14 protein-coding genes are annotated in these 23,177 nt (G+C 32.1%); all 14 read right to left on the reverse strand.

The features are described from left to right. Nucleotides 1-6: 6 nt before the first annotated feature. The 14 genes from COC46_RS16700 to COC46_RS16765 all read right to left on the reverse strand — a co-directional run bounded on the left by COC46_RS16700 (nucleotide 7) and on the right by COC46_RS16765 (nucleotide 22,319). A complete protein-coding gene (locus tag COC46_RS16700) occupies nucleotides 7-963 on the reverse strand; it encodes a LacI family DNA-binding transcriptional regulator (protein WP_098811049.1) in 957 nt (318 codons plus the stop codon). A 283-nt stretch (nucleotides 964-1,246) separates the two neighbouring features. Continuing rightward, entirely contained in the window at nucleotides 1,247-2,473 is a 1,227-nt protein-coding gene (locus COC46_RS16705; protein ID WP_098811050.1) for a glucoamylase family protein, read from the reverse strand. Nucleotides 2,474-2,538: 65 nt separating this feature from the next. Beyond that, on the reverse strand, nucleotides 2,539-3,480 hold the full coding sequence (locus COC46_RS16710) for a carbohydrate ABC transporter permease (RefSeq protein ID WP_255294944.1): 942 nt from the start codon (nucleotides 3,478-3,480) through the stop codon (nucleotides 2,539-2,541). 16 nt (nucleotides 3,481-3,496) lie between these two features. Continuing rightward, complete coding sequence (locus COC46_RS16715; protein WP_098811051.1) at nucleotides 3,497-4,357, reverse strand: carbohydrate ABC transporter permease; 861 nt, start codon at nucleotides 4,355-4,357, stop codon at nucleotides 3,497-3,499. Further along, a complete protein-coding gene (locus COC46_RS16720) occupies nucleotides 4,350-6,614 on the reverse strand; it encodes a DUF5696 domain-containing protein (protein WP_098811052.1) in 2,265 nt (754 codons plus the stop codon). Before COC46_RS16720 ends, COC46_RS16715 begins: the two co-directional genes overlap by 8 nt. Continuing rightward, nucleotides 6,607-8,631, reverse strand: coding sequence for a YIP1 family protein (locus COC46_RS16725; RefSeq protein ID WP_098811053.1), 2,025 nt, complete (start codon nucleotides 8,629-8,631; stop codon nucleotides 6,607-6,609). The genes COC46_RS16720 and COC46_RS16725 overlap by 8 nt, the downstream gene beginning before the upstream one ends. A gap of 21 nt (nucleotides 8,632-8,652) precedes the next feature. Continuing rightward, on the reverse strand, nucleotides 8,653-9,528 hold the full coding sequence (locus COC46_RS16730; RefSeq protein WP_098811054.1) for a carbohydrate ABC transporter permease: 876 nt from the start codon (nucleotides 9,526-9,528) through the stop codon (nucleotides 8,653-8,655). Between the two features lie 28 nt (nucleotides 9,529-9,556). Continuing rightward, nucleotides 9,557-10,447 (reverse strand): carbohydrate ABC transporter permease, encoded by an 891-nt coding sequence (locus tag COC46_RS16735; RefSeq protein WP_098811055.1) that lies wholly within the window; start codon nucleotides 10,445-10,447, stop codon nucleotides 9,557-9,559. Next, a complete protein-coding gene (locus COC46_RS16740; protein WP_098811056.1) occupies nucleotides 10,440-13,418 on the reverse strand; it encodes an extracellular solute-binding protein in 2,979 nt (992 codons plus the stop codon). The genes COC46_RS16735 and COC46_RS16740 overlap by 8 nt, the downstream gene beginning before the upstream one ends. Before the next feature lie 24 nt (nucleotides 13,419-13,442). Beyond that, a complete protein-coding gene (locus COC46_RS16745; protein WP_098811057.1) occupies nucleotides 13,443-14,798 on the reverse strand; it encodes an ABC transporter substrate-binding protein in 1,356 nt (451 codons plus the stop codon). A gap of 213 nt (nucleotides 14,799-15,011) precedes the next feature. Then, nucleotides 15,012-17,381 carry a beta-galactosidase gene (locus COC46_RS16750; RefSeq protein ID WP_098811058.1) on the reverse strand — a complete coding sequence of 790 codons (2,370 nt, stop codon included), beginning with the start codon at nucleotides 17,379-17,381 and terminating at the stop codon, nucleotides 15,012-15,014. A gap of 104 nt (nucleotides 17,382-17,485) precedes the next feature. After that, entirely contained in the window at nucleotides 17,486-19,897 is a 2,412-nt protein-coding gene (locus tag COC46_RS16755; RefSeq protein ID WP_098811059.1) for a beta-galactosidase, read from the reverse strand. 119 nt (nucleotides 19,898-20,016) lie between these two features. Next, nucleotides 20,017-21,381 (reverse strand): ABC transporter substrate-binding protein, encoded by a 1,365-nt coding sequence (locus COC46_RS16760; RefSeq protein WP_176545199.1) that lies wholly within the window; start codon nucleotides 21,379-21,381, stop codon nucleotides 20,017-20,019. A 386-nt stretch (nucleotides 21,382-21,767) separates the two neighbouring features. Beyond that, nucleotides 21,768-22,319 carry an NADPH-dependent FMN reductase gene (locus COC46_RS16765; RefSeq protein WP_098811061.1) on the reverse strand — a complete coding sequence of 184 codons (552 nt, stop codon included), beginning with the start codon at nucleotides 22,317-22,319 and terminating at the stop codon, nucleotides 21,768-21,770. Nucleotides 22,320-23,177 lie beyond the last annotated feature (858 nt).

Below are 23,177 nucleotides of genomic sequence, written 5' to 3' on the forward strand. Positions count from 1 at the left end.
TATACCTTACGAAGAACCACCAACAGTTAATGAAACTTCGATTATTTCATTCTCAACCACTTCATTAGAAATTAACTTTAATAAATTTGTAGCTGCTATTGAACCCCAATCAAATGTTGAATAAGAAATAGTACTTAATCTTGGTGATACATATTTCGCTAATTCAATATTATCAAATCCTACGATAAATACATCTTTGCCTACTTGGAAATCTGTATCTTGAAGATAGTTATAGATTCCAACTGCCATTTCGTCGTTTAAACAAAAGATTGCACTTGGCTCATTATAATTTGAAAAAATTTGTTTCGCTGCTTGTTCGCCTGAATCCTTCATGAAATTTCCACCGATTTCAATCAACTCAATATCTGGATAGTTTGATAATTCTTCTCTAACACCTTCCATACGTTTAATTGAATCGTATGAACCTTCAGGACCTGTTAATGTGTATATTTTTTTCACATCATTTTTAAGAAGTTCCTTTATAGCTAATTGTGCTCCACTTTTATTATTTAATAGAACACCTTTAATATTTTTGTGTCGTAATTCTCGATCTAACACGACCATTTTATAATTTTTTTCAGCGTAATCTAAAAGTTCTTTATCTGAAAATGCCTGATCTAGTATAATCCCTCCATCTATTACTTTTTCTAGTAATAAGCGATGAGATTGCTCGCCAGAACAAGCAATTAATTCATACCCGCTGTCGTTTAATGCTTGTCTCATTCCTCTTAACAATGGTCCGTAGAAATAACCACCATAGTCAGCTAAGAATACACCAATAATTTTCGTTTCTTTTACCTTTAACATTCTTGCTGCTGCATTTGGAACATATCCTAATCTATTTGCAATCTTTAATATTCTACTTCGTGTTTCTTCTGTTACCTTTGGGCTTCCATTTAACGCATATGACACTGTCGAAATGGAAACTCCAGCTTCTTTTGCAATATCTTTAATTCCCGCCATCCCATATCCTCCATTCTATGTATACCCCAAATGCCAATTTTCTCGATAAATTTACTTTTATTACCTTTAATTTAAATGTAGATTACACCATAATACATACATTCATCTTATCAAAATTAAGTAAAATTTTCCTACATTTTTTTCATTCTTTGTACCTAATCAAATAAAGTACTCAGATTACTTAGAAAAGGTGAGCAAAGAAGCCTTTTTGACTTCCAATTGCCCACCACTGTACCAATCAGCAATAAAATAAAGTTCATGATTTTATGATTTTATGATTTTATTACTTTATTACTTTATTACGTTTCCAGCCTAAAATATTAGACCCGTTCTTTACGTATTCGTTTTTCATATATAAATCCCAAATTAATCCTGTTTCATAATTTTCAATCATTAGTAACGTCGCACCTTTATCAATTCCAATTACACGATCTGATATCCAATTTGTAGCAACATCGCGATTATATGAATCTAGAAAACCATATTTACTCCATAACTCTGGTACGTTTTCATAGAAATAATTTAGGGCATCAATTGATTCTTTTGGTGTAAAAACAATAGATCCAGCAGCCGCTGCAGGTGCAATCGTACCATCATTCATAAATTGGTCACAGTTTGGATGAAATGGGCCAGCACCATATGCTTTATATCCGTGAGGACCATCACAAGCAGTTAATCCCCATGCATGTTCACTCTCTGCAAAAGTTTTAAAACCTTGTGCATTATCATTACAATACTGCTTCGCTGCTAAAGACGCCTTTACAGAGTTATCAAACCAATTTATACCATCTTCATCAACAACATTTTCAAAATTAAACCAAGCATGAGAGTATTGATGTGTAAAAAGTGCTCCACCAGGTGAATGATAAAATTCATGCTCACCATATTTGACTAAATCTCTTCTAAAACCTTTGTATATTTCCTTTGGAACAGGGTGAGTTGGAGAAGCAACTCCAAAAATGTACTGCATTAACTGCTCCGCATACATATCCCAATGACCAAATCCACCTGTTTCAGGATGATAGCCCATAAAATACATATTATGTTCTTGATCGTAATACTTTTGCCAATTAACACGTTTAAAGATTTTTTCAAAAATTTCTTTGATTTCTCCACCAAAGTATTCTGCAGATGTTACAGCACCATTCAGAAAAAGAGATGTATCAATAATCGATGCACAATCATAAAATGCTTCAAACTTTTTAGCTGTTTCCATATGAAGAAAGTGAAAGAAAAACCCTTCAGATTCCTCTACATTATTTAAAAATGTTTTTAATGTACCTAACGTTCTTTCATAACCTTCCTCATATGTAATCCAATTCTTCTCAACCCCGATAATGATAGCGCTTAACCCAAAACCAACTGAGGCGATGCTAGCCATATCTTTATTTGATTCAGCATTGTTATCTCGAATTAACCCATATCCTGGACTGTTTTTATCAGTATTTGCTTCGTTCCAGAAAAAATCAAAACATCCTTTAGCTTCTAAGTCTAAAATTCTTTTATCCATCCTCTACACCTCTGAATCTGATTTTTTATTAAAATAGTATTAAATCCAATAAAAATTTTAAATCCTTATTCTCCTGTAATACCTGAACGATCAACACTTTCAACAAACCATCTTTGCGTAATGAAGTAAATAACTAGTAACGGAATAATTGTTAGTAACGTTCCAGCTAATTCAATTCCTTCATTAATACTTGTACCACTTGCGCCACCTTGAGTTGGGAATAATTTGCTATAAGTTGCTACGAACTTTTGTAGCTGAAGTGGTAAAGTTGACAAATTTTCTCCAAAATAGATTGATGCTAAGTAGGTTTCGTTCCAATACCATACAAGTGAAAATAAAAAAGAAATAATATAACCAGCAGACGCCATTGGCACTGCAATTTTAAAGAATATCTTGAAATGTCCTGCTCCATCAAGTTGAGCAGCTTCTTCTAAAGATGTAGGAATTGATCTAAAAATTTGATAAAAGATCAAAATAAAAATCGCGCTATTTAAACCTTGGCCAAATATTGCTGGTAATACATAGGCAGTAATACTATCTAAAATATGAATTTTATTAAACAAAATATATCTAGGTATGACTGTAACCTGTGGCGGAATAACAAAGGTTGCAAGAACTAATATAAATAAAATGTTTTTACCTTTAAATTGAAATCTAGCAAATCCATAACCAATTATTGATGCAACAAATGCTTGTAAAATTGATGGTAACACAGTTACATAGATTGTCTTTAGTAAAGTTGGCCAATAATCTAGCACATCTAAAGCTCGCTTATAATTATCTGTATACAACTTTGTTGGGATCCAGTTCACTAGCGAATTCAGTAAATCATTAATATCTTTAAAGCTATACGAAAGCATATATAATATAGGGTATAAAAATACAAAACCTATTCCAATCAACAAAGCGTACATTAGAATTTTTACAAGTAATCCATCATTACCCTTCATGCCTAGTAAGATTCTTCTTACTTTCGTTGAAATGTCTTTTTTAATTCGTTGCTTCAAAGTACTCCCCCCTATATTATTTTTTTCTTTCTAGTAAAACCACAATCCATACCAAGATTAATAATATGATAGTAATGATTACAAAATAAACCCATGAAAGTGCTGAAGCATAACCAAATCCAGTTTCAATTTTAAACATATTTTTTTTAATATGGTCTATGATCGGATTCATTGTGGAAATTGAGTACATAACGGTCGTATAAATAATATTTACTAGAATCATAGGGAATAAAGTTGGTAAAGTAATTTTCCAAAAGATTTCCCATGTAGATGCACCATCAATTTTTGCAGCTTCGTATACTTGGGTATCAACTTTTTGTAGAGCCGCAATAAAAATTAAAATTTGAACACCAGTAAACCACAATAACAACACCATATTATCCATAATATATAAAAATAAATTACTAAAAAAATTAGGATTTTCAGCAGCTAATTTATAAAAAGCATATTGGTTTATTTCAGGAATTGCAGTTACTCCTTGTTCTGTCAACTTAGTTAAAACAGGACCACTACTAATAATAACTGGCAAGAAAAAGATTGTTCGAAAGAATCCACGAAATTTAATCGGCTGATTTAGTAGAATCGCGATTATTAATGCAATAATAACTATAATTGGAACTGAGACGACAACATGTGCTGCAAAGTCACCTATTTCCTTTAAGAACTCGACATCCGTTGTAAATGCATCCTGGTAATTTGACCATTTGGCAAATTTTGTTTGAATACCATCAGTAGTTATGATGACGTTAAAAAAACTTAAATAAAGTGAGTACAAGATTGGATAAGCCGTAAAAACAGCAAATCCAATCACCCAAGGCAAAATAAAGATGTAGCCAACCGTCTTTTTATTGTTTATTTTTGTGAAAATGTTATTCATTGCTATTTTCCCCCTTCATTACAGCAAACTCCTTCGCTGCAACTGTAAGGCTACCTTTTTTAAAAGGCGTATTTGTATAATTAATGATAAAACTTGTATGATTGGAATAAGTTACTTTTACAACACCTTCACTAAGAACAACTCTATCCACAATTGAATCGTCTTTTACTAACTTCAAACTTTTTTGAATAACTTCATATTGTTTAATGACTTCACTTTTCCAAGTTTTAAATTCAGACGTGTATAAATCTCTTGATGGTGTTTCAGAAAGTAAATACGATTCTTTTCCAGTTAAGTAAAAAGATGGATATGCACCATAATCGATTAATTTCAAAAGCTCTTCCTCTTGATTTGACCAAAAATTAGAAAACGGAGCATAGTAGTCAACATATCCTTTTAATACGATTTGCAAAAATGGAACAGTATCTGACACATACAAATAGTTTGAGGATCCCATCGGAATATCCAAATATTTATCGGTCATGCCCCAAGCATAGGCATTCGGTTGATAAAGTGCTGTCTTGTCTACATCACCACTAATTAATACGCTAAGTACTTCTTTTAACGATTTTTTACTACTTTCTCTTGTTGATGAGTGTCGATCATTAAATGCTGAATATAGCTCGCTTCCTACTGAATCTACTGCTACGTTTTCCATATTGTATTTCTTGTATTTCTTTTTATCTTTTTTTGCATAGTCAATTGCTTTTTCAGGATGTAAATAATAGTAGTTGTACCCATTCTCTTCATTCAAGATCGCTTTTGTATTTACTTGTTTAGCTACATTCTTTCCACCAAAAAGACTTGAAGAGCCTTCATATGCTTTGACGTAATCTGTATAAAAATATAAAGGTACATCCTTTTGCTTAAGCTCTTTAACAGTATCTTTCACATTGCTTTTACTACCTAGTTTTCGTTCAAATGGAAATTTTTTCGGAAATGAACCAGTAAGTCCGTTTTTATTCCAGCCTTTATAGACGATAAAGAAATCATCTACGCCCATAGCCTCTAATTCATTTACATATTTTGGAAGATCACTAATTGGTGTCATTGGTACAACTGAATCCCAAAATAATCCTTCTTTTTTCTCACCGCCTAAAAATTCTAAGCGTAGCATCGGATGATTAAATGACTTTCCCTTCAAAATCCCTTTTTTTACTAAGTAAGATTGATAGTTTTTAGCCATTCCTACGTAATTAGCATTTTCGTTAGTTAGTATTCTATAATGTAATTTAATATTGAATTTGTTACGTTTCTTTTGGTATAAATCCATCGCTTTACCACTTTTTTGATTTTTACTAGTCGGTTGCTTATAAGCATAACGGTAAGTGAAATGGGAAGTAACCCAATTAAACTCTGTGGATAACCCTGCTTTATATGCATCTATCCTCGCATAGTTATCTCCATTCTCGATGATTCCGAGTAGAGCATTTTGATTATCTCCATGAACCATTCCAAATACCGGTATGCTTGCTTTATAACTTTCATTTGTATCCTCTGATGGAATGGTAGATGTGATGCCCTTATCATCACCATATACAGTTGCACTATAAGGTGACTCCATTTTCACACCATTCTTTTCATATCGTATTAGGGCTCCAGAGCCATCAGGTACAAACAGATAGCCAGGAATATCGTTCTCTTTTGACGCTCCCAAAAACGGATAAACATTTGCTGATACAATTTTCACTTTACCCATTTCGATAATACTTGTTTCCGGTATACTAACTTCGATATCATTCTCAGTTAACTGTACAGAAAGTTTCATTTTTATTTTTGCTTCTCTAAATGTGATGTTTGCATCAAAACCGTTTGCTTTCTTTTTAAGATTTATATTTGCGGAATTCGTTGTAATACTTTCTTTCCTTAATTTCCCTTGCAAATTTAAGTATTCAATCGTAATTGCAGATTCTACAAATTGTTTCCAAGTACTATTTAACTTATATTTTTCCATGTGATCTAGTGAAGAACTCCATATATAACCATTCGATTTATTCTTTACTTTAATAGCTAGAGATTGACTATTAACGTATAATTCTAGTTTTTCATTTTCCGCTATCTTTTCAAAATCTATTAATGAAGCATTTAGACTTTTAACTTTATTATTATGTATTTCCATATGTGTAAACTGATTGGAGGCATACTTCTGCGTATTTTCGTTGACAGATGTAATAAGGTCATTACTTTTTTTGGCATATACATTTGGTTGTATTAATAACAGTAACAATGAACTACACAGTATAATTTTCTTATACACGAACCATTACCTCCTGGATTACAGAATAAACGAAGTCGATCACTTGATTTAACAAAATATAAAGTACAAATAGCACGACAATTGTAATGACACAACTAAATAAAGTAAGTAGGATATTCTTTATTGTTTCTCTTATTGTAAAATTATGGATTTCTTTGATCATAATAAACAAGATTAGAAGTGACCATCCAATCATAATTTGTGTTGTAAACGTAAATAGAAAAGATTCATTTATTGTAATAATTCTCGATAAAAGTGTAACTGGAATACTTAACACTAAATAAGGAGCCAGTGAATAGATTGTCCCAATATATACATTTTTGAAACTACCTTCACCATCATTGATCGTACTAATTAAATAGTTCATAATGACAAATAGCGTCAACGCCCCGAAAAAGATCGAGATGATTAAAAATAAACTAAAGCGCTCTAATAGTTCGGAATTAAAAATGAAACCAGTAAAGTTTAGCGAAATTAAATACTCAATAAAAAATAGTAAATAAAAAATTGTGGCTGACAATACAGAAGCTTTTTTCAATTTTTTAATTTCATAAAATGTGTCGATAGGATGTCTAAATAGTTTAAATAAGAGTAATAATTCACTTACTAGTTTGATATTCTTAAATCTTTTAAATGTGACCTTTATTCCTTTAAAATAGTCTTTTTTCCGATTTAAATATCGAACTATGTAATATACGAATATACCTAAAATGAAGAAAGTTAAAACTTTTGCGGTATATTTCTCCATAAGATTATGGCGAATCTCCCAGAATGACTGTGAATAACCTTCTTTATTTTTTGCTAATTTAAACTCATTTAATGCTTCATTATATTCTTGCTGTTTATAATAAGCTTGTCCCATAGCTATATGAGCTAATGAAAATGAAGAATTTAATTGAAGTACATCTTGCCAATAATTTTGACTTTTTACATATAAACCTTCTTCAAAATATGATAAACCTTGGTGTAATTTATTTGTAAATTCGGTAGGTTCAAAGATTTGAATAATCCCTTGTTCGGCATCTGCAACATATAGATCCCCTTCCGTATCTACGCCAATACCTGATGGTTGCTTGAAAATCCCTTGACGTTGTGCGTTGGATTCCTTGCTTCCGAATTTAAATAACAAGTTTCCTGTGCTGTCATATTCGTAAACATAACCATCCGAACTTAAAACGTAAAAATTCCCTTGATTTCCTACAACAATATCAATTGCAGTATTTGATGCATAAACTCCATCTGAAAGCATATTCGTACCTGCTACATTTAGCTTTTTTATTGCCCCACTATCTAAACCATTTGTAACGGTATAAACAATTCCTCTTGAATCAATGTCAATACCTGTAGAAGCAATTGGTACGTTCATAAAGCCTTTTCTTACACCAGTTTTAGACATAACGTAATTTTTAAAAGTTTGATAAAAAGAAGTCAAAGCTCTATTTGCACCAAAATATCCTAGAAATTCTCCGTCTTTATTGAGCTGAATAATACCATTGGCTGCTCCTTCGCCAATAATATACATATTACCTCTAACATCCACGGACAGTTTAAGTGGTTTAAAAGGTTGGCCTTTTCCGAATAGTGGTGAATCAGGCTTTCCATACTCTGCAAGCAATTTACCGTCTGAAGAGAAAGAATAAACCTTTTCTTTCACTACATCGGCAACATAAAGTTTATTGCCAACTCCAACTGAAATACCAACAGGCTTTTCTAAGATCCCTTTTCCAATCGTTCTAATTAATTTTCCAAATTGGTCAAAAATAATAATCTCTTTACTTCCTGAATCTGCAACATATATATTGTCATTTTGATCAATAAATATATTCTCGGGTTTAATCATTTGATCATTCGAAAGGATTCCAACAGCCTCATACGCAGTTTGTGTCTTAATTTCTTCACCATCAATCGAGATTGTATATGTTTTATAAGCATCAGCTGCATAAGTATTTGCTGGAAACATCATGATCATCGTTATCATAATTAATAGTAATTTAAAATGATTTTTGTATTTATTCATTTACTATCTCGCCCCTAGCATTTACTTAATACCTGAATGAGCCATCGTATCCATTACTTGCTTCTGCATAAATATAAAGATAATTAAATTGGGTATAAACATGATTAAAGACGCTGCTGCATTTAAACCTGTTCCGGCAACAGTATTCCCGTTAGCTGTTGATAACGTACTCATATAAAATGCAAATGTTTTAATACCTTCATTGTTTACATATAAATCTGACGTCTCAATGTTATTCCACACTACTTGGAATGCTAATATTGCAACAGTAGCTATTGCGGGTTTAATGTTTGGAATAATAATTCGAAAAAATATTTGAAAATCTGATGCTCCGTCTATTCTTGCTGCTTCAAGTAATTCATTTGGAATTTGATCAATAAATTGCTTAACAAGAAACAATCCTACAGGAAGAGCTAATAATGGTAGAATATGAACTGTAAAAGTATTAATTAGATGTAACTTTTCAATAATAATGTATCGAGGTATTGCCACCGCTGCTGGAACGAACATTAGAGCTAAAGTATTAACCTCAAAAATTGTATTCTTCAACTTGAATTGTTTCTTTGACAATGCATACCCAGCCATTGTACTAATAAGAATAATTAATAATACAACTACAATCGTTAATACGATACTATTAAATAAGTATCTAGTTATTGGTGTTCCACCTACATTCCCACTATCTAATAAATTAAGGAAGTTTTGCATTGTAGGCTTTTGTACGAAAAAACGTGGCGGGAAAGCAAATAACTCATCAATTGGTTTAAACGCATGATTAAATATATAAATAATTGGAGAACCCATTAAAATTGCCATCGGAATTAAAATGAGATAGAACTTTAATTGACTTTTATGAAATTTTTTAGGATTTATTTGTGTCCCTTGAAATGAAGCCATCTTATCCCTCCTTATCTATGAAGTTTAGTTAATCTCTCTCCTCAAATAATTTTCTAGCTACTTTTGAAAACATGTAAACTACTAATAATAAAACGACTGAAATTGCTGCAGCATAACCCATTTCATAACGAATAAATCCATAATCATCAATGTGATTGACCATCAATTGTCCTGCATTTTGAGGCGTAGGATTTGTGCCAGAAAGTGCTACACCAATTGCACCAGCTTGAAATGTATTTACCACTGCCATTACTGCACCAAATAGCATTTGAGGTTTCATAGATGGAATCGTAATGTAAATTATTTCTTGAAATCGATTTTTGATCCCATCAATATAACCAGCCTCATAAATTTCAGCATTAATATTCAAGATCCCTGATAACATCGCTAAGAATCCTACACCCATACTTGTCCATAGCGTTACAATAATCATGATTGTCATTAAATACTTTGGAGATTGTAACCATTGAATTGGTTCAGTTATTAAATTTAAGTTTAAAAGTAATCCATTTAAATAACCTGACGCATCTCCACTAAAAATGACTGTCCACAAAACTGTCATCGCAACACCGGCAGTCATGGAGGGTGAATAGAGAATTAGCGCCAAAACTGTTCTAGGCTTATGTGGAATTTGTGCTAGCAACCATGCCATTAAAAACGATAGAATATATCCACCTGGCCCAACAATTAATGAAAATTTAAGCGTATTCGGTACAACATTTTGCATAAAAACCGAATCTTGCGTTAATAAGCTTACATAATTCTTTAAACCGATAAACTTTGGAAATTCAATCGAGTTAAAGTAAGTAAAAGATAAACCTACTGCAATTAAAACAGGCACAATAATAAAAATTAAAAATAGAAGAATATACGGACCAAGGAAGATCCAAGGGTTATAATCAAATTTTTTCTTATTCATTATTCGTACCTACCCATTTTTTGACAGTTTCTAATCTTGGAAGAATATATGGTTTGACAACTTTACCATCTTTCATATAGCCAAACTCCTCCATTTTCCTTCTAATTTCCCGATCAACGATGATGGTAGAATCATCTATAGAAGCTCGTAAATTTGCACCATTAAACACCACTTTATTCCAAGAATTACTAATCTCGCGTTCAATCATATAGGCTCCTGGTGTTTTTGGAACTTCCATTAAGTATTTCCACTGCTCTAAAATGACTTTTTTGTGTCCAACTGGTAGAGGCGCATTTTTAAAAGCTTCCAGATTAGCAGAATTCCACATGTATTCTGTTCCATAAATCGTTTGAAGGTTCGTTGCAAAATCGGTTTGAGTCTTTGTAGACATCCACCATTTTAATAGTTTCCAAGATTGCTCTTGTTTTGTACTTTTTTCAAACATCATTGCTGATTGTGCTGAACCAGTTGCCCATCTTGAAACCGAACCATCTTTTTGCTCAACACCTGGATATAATGCAATATCCCAAGAGCCTGCAATTTCTGGTGCAGCAGATGTTAATTTTATATAAGTCTCAAAATTTGAAATGCCAATTGATATGGAACCATAACGGAATGAATTATAAAAATTAGGAACTTGTAGCGGTAAACTATACATTGTGTACAAATCGGTCATTAATTTCATACCTTCAATCGATTGCTCCGAATCAATTGCTGTACTCATTCCATCTTTAGCATATAGATCTCCACCATGCTGAAAAATAAATGGTGCCGTAAACATAAATGCTTTATTAGCGGAAGTACCTGATAATGGAACAAAGAAATTAAGTCCATACCTTTGTAATTCTGGTAGCATTTCTTTTACATCGGTCCACGTATTTGGAATTGGTATATTTAGTTTATTTAATATGTCTTTACGATAATATAGTACGTAAAAATCTTGTGTTTCTGGTAAAGCATATACTTTGTTATCAACCATCATAGGCATAAATGCACCTGGAGAAAACTTATGTATATACTCTTTAAAATCTTTGAATTTACTTAAATCAGCCGCTGCACCGCGCATCGCTAACTCATATGGAGTACCAACACTAATACCTAAAGCAACATCGGGCTGTTGATTTCCGGCATTTGCAAGTATTAATTTTTGTTCATTTGGCATAACGGAAAACTTTACTTTGATTCCTGTCTCTGCAGTAAATGTACTATCCGCCATGTTTTGCATTAATTCAACATATTGTTGATTACGGTTTACCCAAACCTCTACAGTGTCTTTATCTACTGAAGAAGTGTCGTATGTTTTTTTTGTAAATGAATAATAGAATTCCTTTACTTTGCTTGTAAATTTATTGAAAAAACCTGAAGTAGCTTTTGGTAGTTTTGTATTACCGTAAACATAAACTCGATCAAAAAGTAATGGTTGAGTTTGAAGCGAACTTTGAATATTTCCCAAAATTTGTGAAGCTGAATTAGATCCGTCTGAAAGGTCCGTTAAGCGCTTTGGAATTTTATCAGGATCATTCTTTAGCTTATTTAATTTTGTAATAATTAAAGATAAATCAACTTCTTCTAATGATTTTGTATCATTTGTATTACCGTATATTTCTTGCAAATCTGTTTTATTTTCTTTTAGCCTTTCAATCCATGAAGTTAATTGATTTTTTATATCTGGTAAGTATTCAGTAATTTTCCAATCGCGATTAGTATCAGTTGAATTACCCGTTAATTTTTTAATTGATAAACTTAAATCATTTATTTCATCCATAATGTCTTTTAAATTATGAATTACTGGTTCAACAGGAGATGCGTCAGCTACTAATGTGACTTCATGTTCACCTTTATCTAAATAGAAGTAATATGGTTTACTTTTTTCATCGGTTAGGGTTTTGTTTTGCCACTTTTCTGAAAAATCAAATTTGTAATGTTCTACTTCTTTAAATGGAATCTTTCCATCTATTAATACCCTTCTAAACACCGGGGAACCGGATTTTTCATTTTGTAACATTTTGAAAGCAAGCTCATATTTTCCAGCTTTTTTCACATTTACTTTCCATGTAACACTTTCTCCAGCAGATTCTCCTCCATATAGGGAATTCAGTAATAATTCATTACTTTTATATGGGATTACATCCGGACTTTTGATTGTAATAGGACGAATTCTTGAAGTGTTTTTAAGATAGGGATGCTCTGCTTCTATTGTTATCAAATCAGATTGCACTTTTTCATTAAAATATTTTTCTTTATAATCCTCGTATGAAAATAACTTTTTTGGAGATTGGACGTAAAATCTCCCGAGAAGCATACTGCCACTAGTATTTGTTAATGTAATAATATTTTTTCCCTTTTTCAAATGAAAACGTAATGGTTCTGGTTGTAAATTACTAGGATCTTGAGCCATTACATGATTCCATTCCTTAATTTGTACTTGCTCTGGAATCAGTTCATTACCATAGTTATTTTTTTCAAATTTTTTAGCTTTATCTTTCCAATTAATTGGGGCTACTATTCTTCGACTCTCGTAAAATTGATATTGTCCATTTATTTTAATAGAAAGTTCTGGATTCGCAATTTCTTTACTCAAACCATAATAATCAAACCCAACTTCATAAAGAGCATCTTCAGGGATATTTAGTTCGATATTGACTGATTTATTATTTGTAAAATTTATTACGCTTTCATTATAGTCCTTACTGTTATTTGCAGAAATGTAATCTCTTTCATTTACATTTTTAAATAAATTAGGAGAAACAGCACTTTCAAATGAAGTGCTGTTTTTAACTTTTTTCTCCCATTCTTTCAGGACTTGATGAAATTGTTTTTCTACTAAAGTCTGTTCACTTGATTTTAGATCAGTAGCAGAATTGGTCTTTTTTGTTCCTTCTGCACTAACAGCTGAAACAGTTAAAATATTGATACTACTAACTAATAATACAACTGATAACCATTTACTTAGTTTAGATACCAATGTCATCGATCCTTCCAGGCTGTTGTGCAATTATTTTTTCATTGCATTAACTGCATTATCGTATTGTTGTTGTGCTAAATCATTTAATTGTTTTGCATAGTCTTGATAATTAACTGAACCGTAAACACTATCTTTTAACAGATCAACAATTTTTGCATTTTCATTGTCTCCAATTTTTATGCCAGTTGCTGCTTCCCAACGTGATGCAGCATAGCCTGGTACGATTTTAATTGGGTCAATCATTGCTTTGTCTAAATTTTCATATGCTTTTTGAACTCCCGGTACACTAATAATCTCCCAATATTTTGCTAAAACTTCTGAGTCAGTAGTAATTGGTAATGTATTAATCTCTGTACCACTATTAATACTAAGGTCCATTCTTTTTAAGAAACCTTCTTTTCCAAACGACATAAACTTGGCAAAGTCATAAGCTTCTTTTTTATGTTTTGTACTCTTAGCTACACCTAAGTAGTCGACAGCAATCGCACTTCTTCCTTCTGGAATTCCAACAAAATCCCAATCAAAATCTACATTTTTCGCAAAATCACTATTCATCCATGTGCCATTCCAGAAATAAGCAAGCTGCCCTGCTTTAAAAGCAGCTCCCATGTCATCGCCACTTAATTTATCTTTTTGTTCTTTATTTAGTCCTTCATATGCATAACCATTTGTACCTAAATCTTTTGCCAATTTAACACCTTCGAACATTTCAGGTGAGTCTAAGTGATATTTGCCACTTCCATATGTAAACCAATTTACGTTTTGATTTTTTGCACCTGAATACCAATCAATAAAGTCTGTCGTTGAGTTGATCCCCACAATTCCTTTACCTAAGTCCGTTGTTTCTTTTACTCCATTAATAAAATCAGGTAAAGTAAGCCCATATTCAGGTGTATCTATGTTTGCATTATTAAAAATATCTTTGTTTACGTAATACCCCATAAAATGTTGTGCAAATGGGATTGCAAATGTTTTGTCACTATTTTTCGTTGACTCTTTAATAGATTCAGGTAAACTAGTAAAGTCTTTATCTTCGTTTACTAAACCAGATAGATCAAGTAACCAATCATTTGTTACACCTGATGGAATATCCGTTAACATAAACACATCCGGAAGTTTACCAGCGCTAGCTGCTGTTGATAGTGAACCCTTCCAATCATCGTTTGTAATATTTTCATCAATTTTTATATCGATGTTTTTGTGTGATTTTTCATAAGCTTCGATCATTAAACGCTCTAGATTTTTTTCAGATTCTGTACCAAGATTCCAGTTAGCATAATTTAATACTACTTTTTTATCAGCTGAAGTTGAAGAAGTTTCTTTGTTACATGCGGCCATCGTTAATGCGACTGACGTAGCGGCAACAACTTTCAGAATTTTTTTCATATTCTATTTCCTCCTATATCTAGTCATTAATCAGGGTTATCGAAACGTTTCTATGAAATTATTATACATAATACAGTAATCGCTTTCAATCGAATTTTTATATTTTTTGAAAATAAATTATTATATTGTCGAATTTTTTTAACAATTTATTAAAACCTATATGTTTAAAAAAAGAAACCACTTGAACTGTCTTTCTCAAGTGGTTTCTTTATATTAAATACTTTTAACGAATTTTAATTCTGCAACTTTTTCCGTGGTGCAGATCTTTACAATGTATTGATTACTTTCAATTTGTTCTACTTGGATCCAATTACTTTCTTGTGGAATCCATTTAGACGAAATAAATAAAAATTCCTCATCTTGCATAATTTTCACATTTACTTTAAGCTCATCATCTTTTCTCTCGATTTCAAAGATTTCTCCAGATCCGTACTCTATAAAAATATCTTCTGTAAGATTGACTTGAATTGGTAGCATTAACCCACTTCTAGACGGGATCGTAATCTTTTTACCTCTGAATAACTGCTTACCAGCAAATGTAATAGTTGTCTCTTTTTCATATTCATCAAAGTTGTGTAAGAACAAGAATTTGCCATTTTTTTCCGAAATACGAGAAAAAGCGTCTAAGGCTTCTATATGATCATCGAATGAAAAGCTACTATAAATTCCTAACTTATCCGTTATCTTTTTGAGAGCTTCTAATTGGTAATCAAACTGTACTTCCATTCCTAAACCAATTATTACAACTTTACCATCACCACAATTTTTTTCGAAGGCAACTACATCTTTTTCATCATCCTCTGTCCAAGCAAACGCTCCCTCTATTTGACCATATGTTTGCATCATTGCTGCAATGTTTTCCATATCTTCAACAATAGCAAAACCATGTTTGATTTCTTTTTGTTCTACTTCTATAAAATCCTTCAAAATCGTACATGGTATCCGTTTCATCGTTTCAGTCGGTAATGTTGGGAAAATAATCAGATTCCCACCATTTTTAACATAGTTTACTAGTTTTTCCTGGATAGTTTCATCCATCCATTTTGTAGAAAATACCCACAATGATGGGATCCTTTTTACATCAATTTCACTAGATTCAAGTAGATTGTACCCATCATATGCAATGTTGTTTATCGTAAAACCTTTAGCAATTCCATTAAATAAAAAGGCTTCTCTCCATTGCTCTATTTCTCTCATCATTCCTTGTGTATACTCATTATGGAATTCTGTCATAAAATAATCCGGATAAAATGCTAAATGGGTATTATATTCAGGTTTTGTCTTCAAAAGTTCATCATTGTATACTTGGAACATTTTCCCTAAATGTTGAATAGGCTTGTAATGTGCTCTTTCTTTACCATTTGCTGAAAGTGGTGCCTGCCATTCATGCCTTTTTCCAAACAAACCGATATCTTCATAATTTTCACCACTTACAAACATATAATAATTAACAGCATTCATACCATTGGCAAAACTTAGTCTTGTAATTAAATCAAAGGCTGATGGTTGTAGCCTAGGTTTATCAGTAATACATCCACCTTGGAACTCCGCTGAAAATAATGGCTGATCTTTAGATTGAACTGATCTAGTAAATGCATTTGCTATTATAACATCTGAATAATTATCGTATTCTAAGTTACCAATGTAGTAATCTCCGGCAATCATTACATTTTCTATTTTTGTCGTTTCAATTAATTGTGATATGCCAATTGGATATTTCATTCCGCGCTTTAAAATGCCGCCAACTGTATCAAATCCATGAATATTAACAACAAATGGAACAGAAATATGATTTTTCTCAGCAAATTCCTTTAATTTTTCAATGTATGTACGATAATGTTCGCGCATAAATAAGCTATATTCATTTTGTAAAGCGAATGAAAAACCTTCCTCAACTTTTTTAACATTTTTTTGGACAAATTCTTCTATACTTGACACTTCATCCGTAAATACTGTGTGAAACTCTTTTAAAGTATATTTTTGTTCTAAATGCGCTTGAAAGTATTTAAGTGTTACATCGTTATAGTCACCTTGATTTGTAACCCAGTGGAACATACCTACTTCATTATCAAGTTGGAACATGATAACAGGACCACCATTCGTTACTTGGAGTGGGGCTATAATGTCACACACATGCTTATACCATTTTTCCGTTTTCTCTAAATAAATAGGATGCATGTAGCTGACTAAACGTACTGGATGGCTTTCTCCTTTTTCATTTTTAGCTAATGCTTCTTCATAATTGTCAATCAGCCATGATGGAACACCATGATCAACTATTTCCGCCATTACATATGGACCTGGGCGAACTAAACAGTACATATTTTCATCTTGAATCATTTGAATAAATGCTCTTAAATCTTTTTCAGGCCTTGATTTTCCAGTTAAATCAATTTCTCCTTCTGTTTTTTCATGAAACTGCCATGGAATATAAGTACTAACCATGTTTGCTCCGGCGGCTTTTATTTGTTTAATTCGATTTTTCCATTCATATTGTTGTAGTCGAAAATAATGTAATTCTCCTCCAAATAATATGATTTCTTTTCCATTTATAATGACTTTTTCATTTTTAATTTGTATCATTTTATAAATCAGCTCCATTTTAATAGGTTAGATTGTTACATGAATTTTAGTCCTATATAAAAGAAGAAACAGGAGATTCTAAAGAAGTCCTGTTTCATTTGATCTTACTTAAAATAGATTTTTAATTGATCATCTAACTTACCATGTTTTTTAGATTTAATTAGAATTGAGTCCCCTAGTTTTTCTAATTCATATTCAAAACTTGGTAGAATTTCTTTTTGTGTTTGAAGTTTAATTACATCTTCCGATTGCGTTAATCGGAATAAAATTGAATGTTCTTCAATACTTTGAATTTCTGCAGTTGAATATTCAATAAATACTCCATTTATATTTACATTAACCGGAAGCATCACACCGTCTTTACTATTTAGAGTAAAAATTCGACCTTCAAATAGTTGTGTTCCATTATCGTTTATATGGAATTGTTTATCAAAATCATCCAAGTTTAAAATATGAATAAATCTTTCATTTACTTTATTAATCGTCGATGTCATAAAAATTCCATGATATACAAAGTCGTGCGTTAATTTTGGTGACGACCCTAGTTTTTCAAGGGCAGTTTTAAAGAGGTCGATGTCACATCGATATGACATTGTAAATGCTATTACTCTACCTTTTCCGACATTGATGTCAAAACCACAGACTGCATCTGATCCGTATACATGAAACACTGGTTGTCCTTTAGTAAGTTCAAAAGTTTGAGCTCTATTTGAACGGACTTCAGGTCGAGGCTTTGCCCAATTATTCGGATAGATTGATAGATAATGATATCGGTCTTCATAAATATCGCCAGTATGCTTTACTCCTAAAGCATCGATTAAAATCGTACATTCATTTCCTTCAATATCGAATAAAGGAAGTTGGCCATAAATAAGTAATGATCCACCTTCCTTTACAAAATCTGCTAATTTCTGTTGAATATGTTTGTGTAAATATTTAGCTGATGGTAGAACAATTACATTATTATCTTTTGGATTTATTGATCTATTTTGAATGTCAATTGAACTAAATCGATAACCAGCTAATAACATTGCCCTACCCATTATTTCCCATGCACCATATGATCGATTCATTTCAATATTTGAATAAATTTCTTTCATCTTTTCACTTTTTGGATAGCGAGATTCTGTCATGTAATAATCTGGAATGAAAGCAAAAGCTACATTATCTAGTTCCTCATCCATTGTTGATACTTTATCTGCGACTGCCATTACAGTCTTGATTCCTCTAGTCATTCGTGGGTACGTATAATTTAATACACCTTCAGGGCTAATTGGTGCAGCAAATCCATGTCTTTCACCTGTAAATGCTACTCGATCGTTTCCATCATTAACTTTTTGATCTAATCGATAATTTCTACCACCTGTCATTAAGTAATAATTGATAAGTCTATTCCCCTGAGCGATGCACATTCTATGTTTAAAGTCCACAGCTGAAACATCTAATCGTCCTGCAAATGTTTCACCATAGTTTGCGTCACCACATGCAAATTCAACTGATGTAAGTGGTTGGTCTTCATTATGGACAGCATCCATAAACCCATTAATTATATATAAATCTTGAAAACTATCCATATTTAAATTACCAAAATAGATATCTGATCCAGAGATATATCCTGGTGCTTGTGTATAAGTTTCATATAATTGACTAATACCGATTGGATAAGTAAATCCACGACCGCCACCAGTACCATGTATATTTACTACAAATGGAATATCCTTAACTCCGAATTCTTCACAATAACTACGTAACTCATGGACATATCTTGCAAAACGATGTCTCATATAATAGCCTAAATCAAAGTGCAGTTCACTAGTGTATTCTTCTTTTGGAGAACGAATAAACTGAGATCGATTTTGAAGATCTTCAAGATCAAACGGATAACGACTAGTTAATGTTTTTTCATCGTATTTTTCTTTTAACCATTTCACTAAATCTTCTATTAAACTCTCAGTTAAATCTGGCGTATTTGATACCCATGACAACATACCAATTTCATTATCAAGTTGGACACCAATAATATTTCCCCCATTTGTTTGTAATCGCGGCTTAATTACTTCCATAATCACTTCATACCATTTCTTTGTTGCATGAAGGAAGTTTGGAGCTAGATAATCTAACGTTTTCGTTTCTGCCGGATTATTGTCCCATCCAATAGGTATAACTTCAGGATATTTTTCGTACACCCAAAAAGGAATTCCTTCATTTTTCATTTCCGCCATGATGAATGGACCTGGACGAACAAAAAAATACAAATCATTTTCCTGACATAAATCAATGAATGCTCCTATATTCAACTCAGGGCGAGTTCTCCCATCAACATCGAATTCTCCCTCAATGGGTTCATGACAAATCCAAGGTACATATGATGCTACCGCATTACAACCAGATTGCTTTAACTTATCAATTCGGTCCTGCCAATCTTCTTTTTCCAATCGATAATAATGTATTTCCCCACAAGATATAATGACCGGCTTTCCATCAATTAGAATTTGCTTATTTTTTACATCAACCATCTAATCACTCCTTAAAAATTCTAAAAAAGCATATAAATAGCTTATTAGAAACGTTTCGATTTTTAATAAAATTTTTTGATTAAATTAGTAGAAAATTAGATTACTAGCACTTTGTGAAATTATTTAATAGCTTTCGAAATCACGTCTACTGCATCTTTATGGCTTTTATTAGCTAGTTCATTTAATTGCTTTGCATAATCTTGATATTGTACTACACCTTGAGATGCAAAATTGAATAAGTCCCAGACGTTTGGATCGTCTTTATCACCGATTTTCACTCCAATTTTAGCTTCCCAACGAGCCGGAATATATCCAGGTAAAGTTTTCATTGGATCTACCAAGGCATTATTTAAATTATTGTAAGTATCTTGAATTCCAGGAATACTATAAATTTCCCAATACTTATCTAATAATTCATTGTCTGTAGAAATAGGTAATGTTGTTAAATCTTGACCATTTTTTACACTTAAATTCATTCGTTCTTTGAAGCCTTCTTTACCAAATGACATAAATTTTGCAAATTCATATGCTTCTTTAGGATGCTTCGTATTTTTAGAAATCCCTAAATAGTCGTTAACAATTGCTGCTCTACCTCCAGGGATTCCAATATAATCCCAGTCAAAGTTTAATTTTTTCATAAAACTGGGAATATTGTATGTACTACTATAGTAAAGTGCAATCTGTCCAGATTCAAATGCTAATCCTGCATCTTCTCCACTCAGTTTTTCTTGTTGTTCCTTTTTTAATTGAGAGTATGCATATCCATTTGATGCTAATTCTTTCATTTTATTCATACCATCAATCATTTCTTTTGAATCTAAATGAAATGAATCATCTGCATAAGTATACCATCCTAGTTTTGGATTTGCAGCACCAGGATACCATTCTACTAAACCTTGAGTACTATCAATACCTACTGTTTTGTTTTCAAGATTCGTTGCCTTTTTTGCGATTGTTAAAAAGTCATCAATTGAATAACCGCTTTTTGGAATGTCTAAATTTAAGCTATCGAGGATATTCTTATTCACAAAGTAACCCATAAAAAATTGAGCAAAAGGTATTCCAAATACTTTTCCCTCTACTGTGGAAGCATTTCTTACTGTATCAGTAATCTTAGAAAATTCTTCGTCTTCATTAGCGTATTTAGAAAGATCTAATAGCCAGTTATTTGCTAAACCAGTTGGAATATTATTTTGCATGAATACATCAGGTAATTTTCCAGCACTTGCTAATGTACCTAACGCTTGATTCCAATCACCATCTAATACATCAACTTGAATATCAACATTCTTATGTTTTTTCTCGTATGCACTAATCATCATCCGTTCGAGATTTTTTTCATTTTCTGGCCCGTTATTCCAGTTCGCGTATTTAATAATTATCTTTTCTTTGTTTTCTGCTGTACCAGATGATTTTTCTTTCCCACATGCAGCTAAAGTAAAAACTAGGGTTGTAGCCATTGCAACTTTCATAAACTTGCTCATCATTCTACCTCCTCATAATATTAATTACTTTTTCGAAACGTTTCACTGAGTAAAAAAATATAAGTTCATCTTTATCGAAACGTTTTTATAAATAAAATTGTACACATTTTTGTATGCGTTTACAACACTTTTTAAGAAAGTATTTAATATCTTTTTTGACGAGTTTTGATGAATTTAAATTAAAGAAACTAAAAAGTCACTTAGATTAGTTCACTGCAAATTTAAATCTTCATTTTTCAACTAATAACGGGCTGCTTTTTAGACTCCTATAGGAACTCTAACAAACTATTTTATTGTAGAAAGCATTCCTCTAAATATAAGTAAAAAAGAATATCAGACGCTTACTTTAACGTCTGATATTCTTATCAAAGATCACTTAATAATAACTATTTTCTCAAAGTTTTTAATGCTCCACTCCAAGCAGCAACTTGGTCAAGCATTGCATTTACGTTATTAAGGTGTAATTCAGCCGGCTTGAATGTAGTATAGTTTTCAAAATCAGTAAATAAAGATAGTGTAGGGTGAACACGAACATCTGCTATCATTAGCTCACCCATTATTCCTCGTAAATGTTCAGCTGCACGGGCACCACCAGTTGAACCATAACTTACTATACCTGCTGCTTTGTTATTCCAAGCTTCACGAGCTAAATCAAGTGCATTTTTTAATGCTCCTGTTATACTGTGATTATATTCCTGAACGATAAAGACGAATCCATCCAAGCTGTTAAGTTTTTCGTTCCAAGCTGCAATTCCAGGTTCAGACCCATCAGTTGTTCCTAAAAAAGGTAAATGATAATCTGCAATATCTACAATTTCATAGTTTACATCTCCACGTTTGTCAGCAATTCCTTTAACCCATTCTCCCACTTGTGGGCTAACTCGTCCCTCTCTTGTACTACCTAAAATAATTCCTACATTTAAACTTTCAGTTGTCATCACTTTTTCCTCCTTTTTAGCTTATAAAATTTATTTTCACCAAATTTTGTGCACCAAATTCCAATTCTCTTAAATAAATCAATTAGCTGTTCTTTTTCGTCATTGGAGATAAATGATAAATTTGGAGAAATGGTTGGAACGTGTTTGGGAAAAATCTGCTTATAAATGCTCTTCCTTCTTTTGTCAGCATGTCAAAAGAAACCCTTCTATTATTTGGGTTTGGTTATCTTTCTAAATGACCTATCTTTTCTAACTTATCTACGAGCAAGTTTCTTTGTTGGATAATTTTACCACAAAATATAGATTTCTCCATAATATGGAAATATCCCTTTATATTCAAAATCTTTATTGAAAACACTATTACATAAATAAAAAAAGCCACCCCCCAGGAATCATTTATTTTCACATCAAATTATTCAAATTAATGCAAATCCAACTGCGTGAGGTATGACTGAGCGATACAAAAACGTTCCATTTTTTGTTTAAAAAAGTGTTAGTCCGCCTTTTCTCTTTAATGATCTATTAGATTTCAAAGAGCTTCTTCGTTTCCTCTAAAATTCCTTCTAGTAAGTTCAATTTAAGTCCCCTTTACCACTACTTACAATTAACGAACGGTTTCTTATTATGCTAGAATCTCTTTATAAACCATTTTGTATCTTGCACTTTTTTCACCTCCGCTTTTGAGCGGAAGGAAAAGGAAAATTTAACAATCCTTTTCCTTTTTCTTGAGCAAAAGAAAAAGAGCAAGCCCTAATCTGCGCACAGATTAGGGCTTTTTATTTTTTACGACCAGGGCTATTTGGGTTGTTTTGCTTCAGCAGTTTCTAATAACAATTGTTTATGTTCCAATTCTAAGTG

It is taken from the genome of Bacillus sp. AFS041924, assembly GCF_002577195.1.
Lineage (GTDB): Bacteria > Bacillota > Bacilli > Bacillales > Bacillaceae_G > Gottfriedia.